This window comes from Bradyrhizobium sp. Ken51 (assembly GCF_055807435.1).
The window spans coordinates 1-14052 of the sequence record NZ_JBVVPB010000016.1 but is presented as its reverse complement, the minus strand read 5'-3'; the positions used below and the strand labels follow the sequence as shown (position 1 = coordinate 14052).

Below are 14052 nucleotides of genomic sequence, written 5' to 3'. Positions count from 1 at the left end.
TCACGTTTTTGGGCAAAGCGGGCCTTCGACCAGCGAAGAGGACAGCGGTGAACGACTACGACGCGTTGCGCGATTATCTGATGCGGCAGAAGCAGGCGGAATTCGTGCTGACCTATGAACAGATCGAAGAGATCATCGGCGCGGCCCTGCCGCGCGCGGCCAATCGTGCCTCATGGTGGGACAGCCTGCGCAGCCCGGACATCCAGATGCCGCAGCGCGAAGCCTGCCTCGCCGCGGGTTTCAAGGCGATGCGGATGCCGGACGGTGCGAGCGTGCGGTTCACGAAGCTGAAGAGCGACCGGCGCAGGCCTGGGTGAGACGAAGGGGAAGTTAGCTCGCCGCTTCCAGACGGACTTCCGTGAGCAGGCGCATCGCGGCGTCGGCGTCCATGGGTTCGCCGAAGGCAAACCCTTGCGCGTACTCGCAGCCCATCTGGTAGAGCTCGACCGCGTCGGAATCGGTCTCGGCGCCTTCGGCGACCACGTCCATGCCGAGGTCGTGCGCGAGCGCGATGATGGACTTCAGGATCACCGGGCGGGTGCCGCGGTTGGTGGTGCGCACGAAGGACTGGTCGATCTTGATGGTGTCGAACGGGAAGCGCTGCAGATAGGCCAGCGACGAATGGCCGGTGCCGAAATCGTCGAGTGACAGCCCGGTGCCGAGTTCGCGGATCCGCGTCAGCATCTGCGCCGCGTGCTCCGGATTCTCCATCACCAGCGATTCCGTCAGTTCCAGCTTCAGCGTGCCGCGCGCGACCGACGAGCGCGACAGCACGGTGCGGATGTCGTGGATCAGATCATGGCGCAGCAATTGCCGCGAGGAGACGTTGACCGATGCGAAGATCGGCTCGCGCGAGCGCATCGCGCGCTGCCAGATCGAGAGCTGCTTGGCGGTCTGGTCGAGCACGAACATGCCGAGGTCGATGATCAGGCCGGTCTCTTCCGCGATGGTGATGAATTCCGACGGCGCCATGCGTCCGAGCTTGGGATGATCCCAGCGCACCAGCGCCTCGAAGCCGGCGACCGAACGGTCTTCGAGCCGCACGATCGGCTGATACAGGATCGTGAGCTCCTGCCGCTCGATGGCGCGGCGCAGTTCGCTCTCCAGCGTCAGCCGGTCGGTTTTTCGCGCGCGCATCGCGGACTTGTAAACGTCGATGCGGTCGCCGCCGATGCGCTTGGAGTGATACATCGCAAGCTCGGCGTCCTTGATGATCTCGTCCGTGAGCTGAACTTGCGGATCGGACAAAGCGAGACCGATCGATGCCGTGAGAAAGATCTCGCGTTCGTTGAAGGCGATCGGCGCGCGGATGGTCTTGCGGATCGTCTCGGCGAAGGCGGTGATGCGGGCGGGGTCCTGCTCCGAGAGCAGGATCAGCCCGAACTGGTCGCCCGCAAGCCGCGCCAGCGTATCCTGCGGCTTCAGGATGCGGGTGAGGCGGCGGGCCAGCGTCAGCAGGATGGAATCGCCGACCGCGATGCCGACGGAATCGTTGACCTGCTTGAAGCGGTCGAGGTCGATCACCATCAGCGTCGGCCGCAGCGTCGGCATGGTCTTGGCGAAATGCGCGACGGCGCCGAGCCGGTCCATGAACAGCTTGCGGTTGGGCAGGCCGGTGAGATTGTCATGCACGGAATCGTGCAGCAGGCGCTCCTCGGCGTTGCGCAGCTCGGTGACGTCGGTGAGCGTGCCGACCACGCGCGAGACCTCGCCGTCGGAGCCGACCACCGGGCGCGCCTTCAGCGCGAACCACATGAAGTGACCGTCCGGCGTGCGCAGGCGGAAATCCTGCACCAGGCGGCCGCGGCGCTGGTCGAGCACGCTGTCGAGCGCGGCGCGGAAACGGTCCTGGTCGAGCGGGTGCAGCACTTCCAGCCAGGAGGCGGCCGGGCCTTCCAGCGTGCCGCGCTTGAGGCCGAGCAGGGCCTCGGTCTCGGGACTGGTGAAGACCTTGTCGGCGGAAACGTCCCAGTCCCAGATCAAATCGCCGGACCCGGCCAGCGCCAGCGCGCGGCGCTCGATGTCGGAGACGACGCCGGTGGTGGCGCCGCCGCCCGCGAACGCATGCTGCATCACCGTGAAGCCGATCAGCATCACGATCAGCACGAGGCCGCCGAGCAGGGCGGGGCCGACGATGTCGTTGGTGACGGAGCCTGCGACCGTCATGCCGGCCGCGACCACCCAGACCACCAGCAGGAACCAGGTCGGGATCAGCAGCACCGCGCGGTCGAAGCCGTGGGTGGAGAGATAGACGATCAGCGCGAAGCCGGCGAAGGCAATCAGCACCAGCGAGATGCGCGCGATGCCGGAGGCCACCGCGGGGTCGAACAGGGCCAGCGCAACGAGAGAACCCAGGAACGCGAGCCAGCCCACCGTGATGTGGGAATAGCGCACGTGCCATCGACTGAGATTGAGATAGGCGAACAGGAACACCAGCAGCGTCGCCGCCAGGATCGCCTCACCCGCCGCGCGCCAGATGCGCTCGGCGTTGTTCGACATGTCGAGCACCTTGCCCCAGAAGCCGAAATCGACGCCGATATAGACCAGCACCGCCCAGGCCAGCGCCGCGGCGGCCGGGAACATGATGCTGCCCTTGACCACGAACAGGATGGTCAGCACCAGCGCCAGCAAGCCGGAGATGCCGATCACGATGCCCTGGTACAGCGTGAACGAGTTGACCTTGTCCTTGTAGGATTCCGGCTCCCACAGATAGAGCTGCGGCAGCTTGTCTGTGCGCAGCTCCGCGACGAAGGTGACGACGGCGCCGGGATCGAGGGTGATGCGGAAGACGTCGGCGGTCGGACTCTCCTGCCGCTCCGGCCGGTCGCCGGTCGAGGGCGTGATGGTCGCGATGCGCGACAGCCCGAGGTCGGGCCACAGTAGCCCCGAGGAAACGATGCGGTAATGCGGGGCGACGATCAGGCGGTCGAGCTGGTCGTCGGTGTTGTTGGCGAGCGCGAACACCACCCAGTTCTGGCCGCCTTCGCGGGCGCGCACCTCGATGCGGCGGACGATGCCGTCGGTACCGGGCGCGGTGGAGACCTGGATGCGGTCGGCGTCGCTGCGCTGATGCTCGAGCACGCCGGTGAGGTCGATCGCGGGCGCGTCACCGCGGACGCTGACAGCGTCGAGTGCGCGCGCCGGGAACGCGCAGACGAGAATCATGAGGCCCAGCGCTATGGGCGCGAGGCACCTGATCAGACGCAAGGTCAGTTCTCCGCGTTCGACGCAAACTCTTCGGTGCAGCCTCTTCGGTGCACGGCGTTTTCCGAACGGAACAGGATGGTTCGGTGCGTCGCGATAGATGCCACGAAAGCAAGGAAAATCAAAGGGTTTCCGGCTTGCCCTGTGGGCCGTTGGCCTAGACCTCCAACACAATTTTGCCAATATGTGCCGAGGTTTCCATCCGCCGGTGCGCGTCGGATGCCTTTTCCAGCGGGAAAGTGCTGTCCATCAGCGGCTTGACCCGGCCTTCGCGCAAAAGCGGCATCACCTTCGCCTCGATCGCGGCCACCATCGCCGCCTTGTCCGCATTACTACGGGGGCGCAGCGTTGAGCCGGTATGGGTCAGGCGCTTCACCATCACCTTGGCGATGTTGACGGTGACCTTGGGCCCGTTGAGGGTCGCGATCTGCACAATGCGGCCGTCGAGTGCGGCGGCGTCATAGTTGCGATCGACATAGTCGCCGGCGACCATGTCGAGGATCAGATTGGCGCCGGCATTGTTCGTCTCCGCCTTGACCACGGCGACGAAGTCTTCGTCCTTGTAGTTGATGGCACGATCGGCGCCGAGCTTGAGGCAGGCATCGATCTTGTCCTGCGATCCCACGGTGACGATCACCTTGGCGCCGAACGCTTTTGCGAGCTGGATCGCCATGGTGCCGATGCCGGAAGAGCCGCCATGGATCAGCAGCGTCTCGCCGGACTTCAAGCCGCCGCGCTCGAACACATTGTGCCAAACCGTCATCAGCGTTTCCGGCAGTGCGCCGGCTTCCTTGATCGACAGCGACGGCGGCACGCTCATCGCCTGACCGTCCTGGGCGATGCAGTACTGCGCATAGCCGCCACCGGCGACCAGCGACATCACCTTGTCGCCGATCTTGTGCCGCTTGGCGTTGCTGCCGACGGCCACCACTTCGCCCGCGATCTCGAGGCCGGGCAGGTCGCTGGCGCCCTGCGGTGGCGGATAGGCGCCGGAGCGCTGCGCGACGTCGGGCCGGTTGACGCCGGCGGCCTGCACCTTGACCAGGATCTCGTCGGGACCGGGCTGCGGCAGCGCCCGTTGTTCCGGCACCAGCACTTCCGGTCCGCCGGGTTTTGAGATGGCGACCACGGTCATTTGCGCGGGCAGCTTGTCCATGATGTGTCCTTGAGCAAAGGTGCGGGATGGAACGAGGCCATTGCTTAGCCAGCGCAATGCAGGCTGGCAACCGCCTCAGCCGCTTGTGATGCGAACGCAGGAGGAACAAGGATGGCGATGGAAGACGACGACCGTCTGCGCAAGAAGATCAGCCATGACATCGGACAGGATCTCTCACTCTTGTCAGTGGAGGAACTGACCGATCGCATCGCGCTGCTCAAGGGCGAGATCGCAAGATTGGAAGAAGCCACAACAAAGAAGCGCGCCTCGCGCGATGCGGCCAACAGCGTGTTCAAGTCGTAGAGCCACACAATAGCTGTCGTCCCGGCGGAGGCCGGGACCCATACGCCGGGCGAGCAGTTTTACGAAGACTCGGAGTTGCCGGCTCGCGCGACGACTTTCCCTGTGGCTATGGGCCCCGGCCTTCGCCGGGGCGACGGAAGTTTGTTCGCGCACCCCACTCGGCCACTGACCGACATGGCTAACGAACCCTCAAAATAATCGCTCGTTTACTCCACATTAAGCTTTCGAGTTTATGACTGGGAACTGTCCTCGTTTGGACACCGAGTGGCTCCTGTCCACTCTGTTTGACGCCTCCCTGTTATCAACTTTCAAAGCCGCCGGTTTTCCGGCGGCTCTTTTTTTGCGCCCAGCTCTGCCTTTTTGCGTCTCGCCGCGGTTGAATTCCGAGCAAAGACCCGCGGAAACCATATCCGCGCTTGTCACTGGACTCGGCGTCCCGCCCGCGCAATGATTTGTTCATCATAAGCCGGCGCCAAAGCCGGGCAGTCAGACAGTTGCGTAAGGGGCGTTAACCATGGAACGTTTGCAAGCCGAAGGCGCTCTCGTTCAACTCAGCGAGCGGTTCACCAATTCTGCGGCGTTCGGCGTCCTGTTCCGCGAGGGCATGGACCTGGTCGAAGAGACCGCCGCCTATCTCGATGGCGCCGGCCGCACCGAAGCCAAGGCGCTCGATCGCGCCGTCAGCCTCACCTATGCGACCGAGAGCATGCGCCTGACCACCCGCCTGATGCAGCTCGCTTCGTGGCTGCTGTTGCACCGCGCGGTGAAGGAAGGCGAGATGACGCTCGGCCAAGCCAACCGCGAAAAAACCAAGGTCAAGCTCTCCGCCGCCGATCCCGGCTCGACCGACAGCATCGAGAAGCTGCCGTCGCAGCTCCAGGATTTGATCAATCGCTCGATGAGCCTCCAGACCCGCGTGCGCCGCCTTGACACCACCATCCACACCCCGCCGGTCGATCATTCCTCGATCGGCAACCCGCTGGTGCCGCATCTCAACGCACTGAAGGCGGCGTTCGAGCGGTAGCCCTTGTCATTGCGAGCGTAGCGAAGCAATCCAGAAATCCCTCCGCGGAGACAGTCTGGATTGCTTCGTCGCAAGAGCTCCTCGCAATGACGAGCATCCCCCAAAAACAAAAAACGCCCCCGGCTCTCCGGGGGCGTTTTCGTCTCCAGCCTTGCGGCCGGATCAATCCTTTTTGAGAAAGCCCGAAAACTTCTTCTGGAAGCGCGAGACGCGGCCGCCGCGATCCATCAGCTGGGCGTTGCCGCCGGTCCAGGCCGGGTGCGACTTGGGGTCGATGTCGAGGTTCAGCGTGTCGCCTTCCTTGCCCCAGGTGGAGCGGGTCAGGTACTCGGTTCCGTCGGTCATCACGACCTTAATCGTATGATAGTTCGGGTGAATTTCGGCTTTCATGGCAATTCCTCGGCGCCCCGGCGCCTCACTTGAGTGGCTATCGAATGACGGATTTGGCGCGGTCTATACCCCACGAGGCCCTGTAAAACAAGCCATTGCAGGGCCTTGGTAGGGGACCGGGCGACCCCCTAAGGGACATCCCGGATTTGCCACTCCCGCTCGCCCGGCCTATCTGGAGCGGACCACCTCTCTTTGTCTTTTGGTCGGATCTCATGAGCGCAGTTGAACGGCTTGAAACCGGGCCCGCGGAAGCCCCGTCGATCGAAGCCGACCTGATCGAGGCGCCGGCGAAGAGCCGCGCGAAGCTGCGGCCGCTGCTGGCGCTTGCGCCCTATGTCGCGCGCTATCGCGGCCGCGCGGCGCTGGCCTTCGTCGCGCTGACGATCGCGGCGCTGACCACGCTGCTGGTGCCGGTCGCGGTGCGCAGGATGATCGATTTCGGCCTGACGCCTGAAGGCATCGAGCTGATCAACAGCTACTTCTCGGTGATGATCGCCGTCGTCGCCGTGCTCGCGCTGGCGAGCGCCGCGCGCTACTACCTCGTGATGACGATCGGCGAGCGCATCGTTGCCGATCTCAGGCGCGACGTCTTCGCCCATTTGCTGTCGCTGTCGCCGGCCTTCTTCGATTCCGCGCGCAGCGGCGAGCTGGTATCGCGCCTCACCGCCGACACCACCCAGATCAAATCCTCCGTCGGCGCCTCGGTCTCGATCGCGCTACGCAACCTGATGATGTTCTTCGGCGCCGCGGCGATGATGGTGATCACCAGCCCGCGGCTATCGGGCTTCGTGCTGCTCGCCATTCCCCTGATCGTGCTGCCGCTGGTCGCCTTCGGGCGCTGGGTGCGCCGTCTGTCGCGCAATGCGCAGGACACGCTGGCCGAGGCGTCCGCCTATGCGAGCGAGCTGGTCGGTGCGATCCGAACCGTGCAGGCCTATACCAGCGAGAGCCTCGCCGAGAGGCGCTTCGGCGGCGAGGTGGAGCAGGCCTATGAGGCCGCGCGCACGTCCACGCAGGCCCGTGCCGTGCTCACCGCCATCATCATCTTCATCGTGTTCGCAAGCGTGGTCGCGATCCTCTGGATCGGCTCGCACGACGTGCTGACCGGCACCATCACGCCGGGCCGGCTCGGCCAGTTCGTGCTCTATGCGGCCTTCGCCGCGGCCGGTCTCGGCCAGCTCAGCGAGGTCTGGGGCGAGATCTCGGCGGCATCCGGCGCTGCCGAGCGCCTGTTCGAGATCCTGCATGTGCAGCCCGACATCACCGCGCCCGCCTCGCCGCGCGCGCTGCCGGTGCCGGCGCGCGGCGAAGTCGGCTTCGACCAGGTCAGCTTCGCCTATCCGGCGCGGCGCGACGTCAATGTGCTCGATGCCGTGTCGTTCACCGTGCGCCCCGGCGAGAAGGTTGCGATCGTCGGTCCGTCCGGCGCCGGCAAGAGCACGATCTTTCATCTGCTGTTGCGGTTCTACGATCCGCGCAGCGGCGCGATCTCGCTCGACGGCGTGCCGGTCAAATCCGCCGATCCCCGTGAATTCCGTTCGCGCATCGCGCTGGTGCCGCAGGAATCCAACGTGTTCGCGGCAAGCGCCCGCGACAACATCCGCTTCGGCCGGCCCGATGCCACCGACGCCGAGGTCGAGCGCGCGGCCGAGCTCGCGCACGCCGCCGAATTCATCCGCCGCCTGCCCGAAGGTTTCGACACCCCGCTCGGCGAGCGCGGCGTGACGCTGTCCGGCGGCCAGCGCCAGCGCATCGCGATTGCGCGTGCGATCCTGCGCGATGCGCCGCTGCTGCTGCTGGATGAAGCCACCTCCGCGCTCGACGCCGAAAGCGAGACACTGGTGCAGACCGCGCTGGAAGAGCTGATGCGCCACCGCACCACCCTCGTCATCGCGCACCGCCTCGCCACCGTCTTGTCCTGCGACCGCATCCTGGTGATGGACCAGGGCCGGATCGTCGAGCAGGGCACGCATGCGGAGCTGGTGGCCGCGAACGGGCTTTATGCAAGATTGGCGAGGCTGCAGTTCGAGGGGGCGTGAGGCGGAGGCGTTCGGACTGCTGCCCCACTCACAATGTCATCGCCCGCGAAGGCGGGCGATCCAGTACTCCGAGACCGTAGCGAGCAATCGAGAAGCCGCAGCGTACTGGATTCCCCGCCTTCGCGGGGAATGACAGCGGAGATTTTGGATTGCTCATCGTAGGCTTCCGCAACTTCGGATAGGTCAGCCCACGCCCCTTAGCCGAGTGGATGGACCTTGCAGTTCCCCCAGATGTGGCGCCTAATCAGGTATCGCCGGCCAAAGGCTCGTCCGTAGGCGTCGGTGCCTGAGAGATGATTTGCGCTCCCGCCTCAACGGGAGTGCGCCTCATGGCCCAGCCATACAGCAAGGAAACTCTCGAACTTTTGGAGCGGGCGCGGCGAGCGATCGATGAGTCGATCCGGCTTCGCGAATACAGCCAGCGCGCGATCCGCCAAGCCGAAATGTGGCAGTTCAATCTTGAACTCCGCCTGAGCCGAGAGCGCGTCGCGGCGAGTGGGCGAACAGCGCCGATCATCGACACTTCGGCGATAGCGCCGGCACATTCGGCCATGGCCAGTTCTTCCAGCTCCCGTCCTCATCAACGCAGGCCGATGGCCCAAGGCCATTCGTCGGAGCACTCGTCGTCTTGACCGGCGTGGCCAACCGCTGGTCGACGTAGCTCGTCGAGACATATCCGGCGACGATGACGCCGAGCAGGACCGAAGATCCCTTGGCCAGATCGCTCAGTTTCATCGGTCATCTCCATCCGCTTGCCGGCGCAACTTCCGGGCACAACGACTAGCTGACGTCCCGGGATCCCGACGTGACGGGCGTCACGCCCGCCACATCATCTTCAGCACCGGCCGGCCCGAGGTCGGATTCACCTCGTCGCCGGCATGGGCAAAGCCGTTGCGTTCGTAGAAGCGGATGGCGCGGCTGTTGTCCTTGTTGACGAGCAGCGTCACGCCCCTTGGTGACAGGCGCTTGGCCTCATCGACCAGCAGCCGTGCCGCGTCCGTGCCCCAATGCGCGGGATCGACCACGAGCTGGTCGAGATAGCCGTCGCCGTCGATGGTGACGAAGCCGGTCAGCGCGCCGTCCTGCTCCGCGACCACGATCGAGGCCTTCGGCACCAGATCCCTACGCCAGCGCTCGCGCCACCAGTCCAGGCGTGCCGCGAAGTCGATCTGCGGATAGGCCTGCTGCCAGGTGCGATGCCAGAGGTCAATCGAGGCGGCCTCGTCCTCGGGTCGGTAGGGACGGAGGTGGAGGGCGGTCATTTTACGAAAGTCGTCATGCCCGGGCATAGCCGTCCGAAGGACGGCGTCGCTTCCGCTCGCCTATGCCCGGGCATCCACGCCTTTCCATCAGCTAAGACCGAAGATCGTGGATGGCCGGGACAAGCCCGGCCATGACGTTGTGGCGAGTATCGCGCGACCCTCACACTACCGCTCCGTCAGCTTCAGCTCGATGCGCCGGTTGCGCTTGTAGGCTTCCTCGGTGTTGGCGGTGTCGAGCGGCTGGAATTCGCCGAAGCCGGCGGCGACGAGGCGCTGGGCCGGCACGCCGAGCGTGACCAGATATTGCACCACGGAGATCGAGCGGGCGGCCGAGAGATCCCAGTTCGATTTGAAGTTCGGACCGTTGACCGGGCGCACATCGGTATGGCCGTCGACGCGCAGCACCCAGGGGATCTCGTTCGGGATCTTCTTGTCGAGCTCGATCAGGGCGGCCGCCAGAGTGTCGAGCTCGGCGCGGCCCTCGGGCAGCAGCACCGCCTGTCCGGTGTCGAAGAACACTTCGGACTGGAATACGAAGCGGTCGCCGACGATGCGGATGTCGGGGCGGTTGCCGAGGATGGCGCGCAGGCGGCCGAAGAATTCCGAGCGGTAGCGCGACAATTCCTGCACGCGCTGCGCCAGGGCGACATTCAAGCGAGACCCCAGATCGGCAATTCGATTTTGCGATTCCTTGTCGCGCTTCTCGGAGACGTCGAGCGCTTCTTCCAGCGCCGCCAATTGCCGCCGCAGCGCGCTGATCTGCTGGTTCAGCACCTCGATCTGCGCCAGCGCGCGGGCCGAAACCGCCTTCTCGGAGTCCAGTGCCTTGCCGAGCTCGGAGGATTTGCCTTGCGCGTCGTTGCCGGCCGCGGCGAGCCCGTCATAGAGGCCCTTGATGCGGTCGCGCTCGCTCTCGGCCGAAGCGAGGCCGGCTTTCAGCGACGAGACCTGGTCGTCGAGCGTCAGCTTGCCGAGCTTCTCCAGCGACAGCAGCTCGTTGAGCTGCGCGATCTTGGCGTTGAGCAGCTCCAGCGCCTTGTCCTTGCCGGTGACCTCCTGTGACAGGAAGAACTGCACGACCAGGAACACCGACAGCAGGAACACGATCGACAGCACCAGCGTCGACAGCGCGTCGACGAAGCCGGGCCAGTAGTTGAAGGAGGTATCGCCGCGGCGGCCGCGCGCCAGTGCCATGTCGCTAACCCTTCTCGGGCTGACGCGCGATGCGCTCCAGCAGGCGCCGGATCTCGCGGTTCTGCTCGCCCTGGCCGTCGGCCCATTCGCGGATCATCTGCTGCTCGGTCCGCATATGCGAGACCAGCGCCTGGATGGCTTCGGCGAGGCTCGCCATCGCCGCGGTGGTGCCGCGGCTGCCGCTGCCTTCCTCGAGCACGGAGCGCAAGCGCTCGACGACGGCCTGAAGCTCGCCGCTGGCAATGCCGCCGCCACCGCTGCTGGCGGCGACAGCCACCTCGCCGCTGCCATATTCGCGCACGGTGGTGGCAAGCCAGTCTTCGAGATCGGTGTAGAACCGGTTCTGCGCCTGGCTTGATTGCAGGTCGAGAAAGCCCAGGATCAGCGAGCCGGCGAGGCCGAACAGCGAACTCGAGAACGAGATGCCCATGCCGCCGAGCGGGGCGGCCAGCCCCTCTTTCAGCGTGTCGAACAGGGCGCCGGAATCGCCGCCGACCTTGAGCCCATCGATCACCTTGCCGACCGAGCCGACCGTCTCGATCAGGCCCCAGAAAGTGCCGAGCAGGCCGAGGAAGACCAGCAGCCCGGTCATGTAGCGGGAGATGTCGCGGGCCTCGTCGAGGCGGGTCGCGATCGAATCGAGCAGGTGCCGCATGGTGGTCTGGGTGATCGACATCCGCCCGGTGCGCTCGCCGCCGAGGATCATCGCCATCGGCGCCAGCAGCTTGGGGTGGCGGGCGGGCGCAAGGCCGGGATCGGCGATGCGGAAATTGTTGACCCAGGAGACTTCGGGATACAGCCGGATCACTTGGCGGAAGGCCAGGATGATGCCGATGAACAGCACGCCGCCGATCAGGGCATTGAGCCCGGGATTGGCGAAGAAGGCCTGGATGATCTGCTTGTAGAGCACCACCCCCACCAGAGCGCAGAGCACCAGAAAGACCAGCATCCGCACCAGGAAGACGCTGGGCGAGGATAGCTTGGTATATTCGATGTCGATGGAAGAGCGGGGCGAGGCGCCTGGCGGCATGGCCGGTATCATCCGTTAACTTGCTTGCGGGGCGCACTATGGCACAGCGCCAGCCCAAAAAAAGCGCCGGATGCGCCGATTTCGGGGAGAGCTGGGGAACCCAAAGCGGAAACCGGGCTTTGGTAAGGACGTACTTTCCAAATCGTCGGCATTCCACAGGTTCAGTTCGCACTTTTCCCCCGGCCGCCCAAGATCTGCCGCCCAAGACGGAGTCGTCGCATGAGCGTCGTGTCCGCGATCATCGGGACTGCCGAACGGGTGCCGCTGCCTGATGTCGTGATCCGCGCGGCGATCCAGCGTCTGTGCTCGCGCACGGTGACCCGCCTGTCCGCGCTGGGCGGGGCCGACGATGCCGCCTTCGCCGGGCGGATGATGCTGCGGCCGATCGCCGAGGACGCGGATGCCGGGCCTGACGAGGTGCCCGCTTCGTTCTTTGCGAAGGTGCTCGGCCCCAACCGCAAATACTCGTCCTGCTTCTACAAGACCGACGCGACCACGTTGCGGGAGGCCGAGGAGGAGGCGTTGCGCCAGACCGCCGAGCATGCCGCTCTCGCCGACGGTCAGACCATCCTCGATCTCGGCTGCGGCTGGGGCTCGCTGTCGCTGTGGATGGCGCGGCAGTTTCCGCACGCGAAGGTGACGGCGGTGTCGAGCTCGCAGGCGCAGCGTGCCCATATCGAGGAAGAGGCGCGGCAGCGCGGTCTCCTCAACCTGCGGGTGGTCACGGCGGACATCAACGTGTTCGCGCCCGACGGGCAATTCGACCGCATCGTGTCGGTCGAGATGTTCGAGCGCGTGATGAACTGGCGCAAGCTGATGACGCGCCTGCGCGCGTGGCTGGCGCCGGAGGGACGGTTCTTCATGCACATCGTCGCCCATCGCTCCGGCTCTCACCTGTTCGACCGGGCCGATCGCGACGACTGGATCGCGCAGCACGTCTTCACCGGCGGGCTGATGCCGAGCCATCACCTCGTCAGGCAATTCGACGATATCTTCACGGTCGAGAAGGAATGGTTGTGGAGCGGCACGCATTATCAGCGCACCGCCAACGACTGGCTCGCCAATTTCGACGTGCATCGCTCTTTGATCGAGGCGGCCTTGCGCAACATCCATGGCGAGGAGACCGCCCAGCGGATGCGACGCTGGCGCTGGTTCTTTCTCGCAACCTCGGGCCTGTTCGGTTATGCCGACGGAACCGAGTGGGGCGTCAGCCACTACCGGATGAAGGCGGCGGGGTAATTGCGATGTTCCGTCGCAGCACGCGGCGGTGGAACCGGACTCACAATCGGGTGAGGCGCAGAAAACCTCGTTAACCCAGCACCTTAGACCGTGTGACATTGGGCCGCCCGCAACGTGCGTTGCGTCGCAGCAAGTCCCCTCTATTTTGGCGGCATCGGCCGCGCGGAATCACCCAGAACGGGGTCCCGCGGCGCGTGATCAGTTTTCAACAATATCGGGGCACTTAACTTCATGTCAGGACTTCGCGCGCGATCGGCATGCGTTGCAATGATGCTCGCGGCCTTTACGCCGCTGTTGGCAGGCTGCGACGAATCCAGCTCCGCCATTTCAGCCGCCCAGCCCAACGACCCCGACGTCAGCATCGTCATCGTCAAGCCGCAGCCGCGCGCCGTGGTGCGCGAGCTGCCGGGCCGCATTGCGCCGACACGCGTCTCCGATGTGCGGCCGCGCGTGTCCGGCATCGTGGTCGAGCGCCTGTTCCGCCAAGGCAGCGAAGTGAAGGCGGGCGATCCGCTGTACCGCATCGATCCGCGTCCGTTCGAGGTCGAAGTGATGGCCAACGACGCCGCGGTCGCCAAGGCCGAGGCCGCGTTGATGCAGGCCCAACAGCAGGCGCGCCGCATCGCCACGCTCACCAGCCAGCGCGCGGCGCCCGAAGCCGAGAACGAGAAGGCGATTGCCGCCGAACGCCAGGCCCATGCCGAGGTCGAGGGCCGCAAGGCCGATCTCGCGCGCGCCAAGCTCAATCTCGATTATGCCACCGTGCGCGCGCCGATCGACGGCGTCGTCGGTGCCGCCCTGGTCAGCGAAGGCGCGCTCGCGGTCCAGAACGAAACCAATCTGGCCACCATTCAGCAGCTCGATCCGATCTACGCCGACTTCACCCAGTCGGTGAACGAGCTCAACCAGCTCCGCCGTGCCTTCGAGAGCGGCGATCTCGAGCGCATCGCGCCCGATGCCGCCAAGGTGCATCTCGTGCTCGACGACAACACTCTCTACTCGCTCGACGGCAAGTTGCTTTTTTCGGATGCCAAGGTCGACGCCAATACCGGTCAGGTGACCTTGCGCGGTGAGTTCCGTAATCCCAAGCGCGAGCTGCTGCCGGGCATGTATGTCCGCGTCCGCATCGACCAGGGCCTCGATAGCGACGCGATCGCGGTGCCGCAGCAGGCGATCCAGCGCAATGGCGGCGGCGGCAGCGAGGTGTTCGT

General features: G+C 65.4%; 13 protein-coding genes. 6 read left to right on the top strand and 7 right to left on the bottom strand.

What is annotated here, in order from left to right; translation table 11 throughout:
• The first annotated feature begins 47 nt into the window (after window positions 1–47).
• On the top strand, window positions 48–317 hold the full coding sequence (locus tag AC0L27_RS24945) for a DUF7662 domain-containing protein (protein ID WP_018454627.1): 270 nt from the start codon (window positions 48–50) through the stop codon (window positions 315–317).
• 13 nt (window positions 318–330) lie between these two features.
• On the opposite strand, the gene AC0L27_RS24940 is transcribed toward AC0L27_RS24945, so the two are convergent.
• Together AC0L27_RS24940 and AC0L27_RS24935 are read right to left on the bottom strand one after the other, a co-directional pair.
• Window positions 331–3207 (bottom strand): EAL domain-containing protein, encoded by a 2877-nt coding sequence (locus AC0L27_RS24940; protein ID WP_275172242.1) that lies wholly within the window; start codon window positions 3205–3207, stop codon window positions 331–333.
• A 154-nt stretch (window positions 3208–3361) separates the two neighbouring features.
• Window positions 3362–4360 carry an NAD(P)H-quinone oxidoreductase gene (locus AC0L27_RS24935; protein ID WP_354209443.1) on the bottom strand — a complete coding sequence of 333 codons (999 nt, stop codon included), beginning with the start codon at window positions 4358–4360 and terminating at the stop codon, window positions 3362–3364.
• 111 nt (window positions 4361–4471) lie between these two features.
• Between AC0L27_RS24935 and AC0L27_RS24930 the strand changes: the two genes are divergently transcribed.
• Together AC0L27_RS24930 and rcdA are read left to right on the top strand one after the other, a co-directional pair.
• The gene (locus AC0L27_RS24930) at window positions 4472–4663 is read left to right on the top strand and encodes a DUF1192 domain-containing protein (RefSeq protein WP_354209442.1); all 192 of its coding nucleotides are present in this window, start codon (window positions 4472–4474) and stop codon (window positions 4661–4663) included.
• A 514-nt stretch (window positions 4664–5177) separates the two neighbouring features.
• Window positions 5178–5687 carry a protease adaptor protein RcdA gene (gene rcdA / locus AC0L27_RS24925; RefSeq protein ID WP_354209441.1) on the top strand — a complete coding sequence of 170 codons (510 nt, stop codon included), beginning with the start codon at window positions 5178–5180 and terminating at the stop codon, window positions 5685–5687.
• A gap of 162 nt (window positions 5688–5849) precedes the next feature.
• Here the strand turns inward: rcdA and rpmE are convergent, their stop codons facing one another.
• A complete protein-coding gene (gene rpmE / locus AC0L27_RS24920; protein WP_007599895.1) occupies window positions 5850–6077 on the bottom strand; it encodes a 50S ribosomal protein L31 in 228 nt (75 codons plus the stop codon).
• A gap of 212 nt (window positions 6078–6289) precedes the next feature.
• On the opposite strand from rpmE, the gene AC0L27_RS24915 reads away from it, so the two are divergent.
• On the top strand, window positions 6290–8116 hold the full coding sequence (locus AC0L27_RS24915) for an ABC transporter ATP-binding protein/permease (protein WP_354209440.1): 1827 nt from the start codon (window positions 6290–6292) through the stop codon (window positions 8114–8116).
• 513 nt (window positions 8117–8629) lie between these two features.
• On the opposite strand, the gene AC0L27_RS24910 is transcribed toward AC0L27_RS24915, so the two are convergent.
• The 4 genes from AC0L27_RS24910 to AC0L27_RS24895 form a co-directional block, all read right to left on the bottom strand.
• Window positions 8630–8851 carry a hypothetical protein gene (locus AC0L27_RS24910; RefSeq protein ID WP_027570257.1) on the bottom strand — a complete coding sequence of 74 codons (222 nt, stop codon included), beginning with the start codon at window positions 8849–8851 and terminating at the stop codon, window positions 8630–8632.
• Between the two features lie 80 nt (window positions 8852–8931).
• A complete protein-coding gene (locus AC0L27_RS24905) occupies window positions 8932–9378 on the bottom strand; it encodes a GNAT family N-acetyltransferase (protein WP_354209439.1) in 447 nt (148 codons plus the stop codon).
• 165 nt (window positions 9379–9543) lie between these two features.
• Window positions 9544–10572, bottom strand: coding sequence for a peptidoglycan -binding protein (locus tag AC0L27_RS24900; RefSeq protein ID WP_354209438.1), 1029 nt, complete (start codon window positions 10570–10572; stop codon window positions 9544–9546).
• Window positions 10573–10576: 4 nt separating this feature from the next.
• On the bottom strand, window positions 10577–11602 hold the full coding sequence (locus tag AC0L27_RS24895) for a flagellar motor protein MotA (RefSeq protein WP_354209437.1): 1026 nt from the start codon (window positions 11600–11602) through the stop codon (window positions 10577–10579).
• Between the two features lie 219 nt (window positions 11603–11821).
• Between AC0L27_RS24895 and AC0L27_RS24890 the strand changes: the two genes are divergently transcribed.
• Window positions 11822–12841, top strand: a complete 1020-nt coding sequence (locus AC0L27_RS24890) for an SAM-dependent methyltransferase (protein WP_354209436.1) — start codon at window positions 11822–11824, stop codon at window positions 12839–12841.
• A 231-nt stretch (window positions 12842–13072) separates the two neighbouring features.
• Window positions 13073–14052, top strand: a 980-nt coding sequence (locus AC0L27_RS24885) for an efflux RND transporter periplasmic adaptor subunit (RefSeq protein WP_473320596.1), incomplete at its 3' end; no start/stop codon positions are given.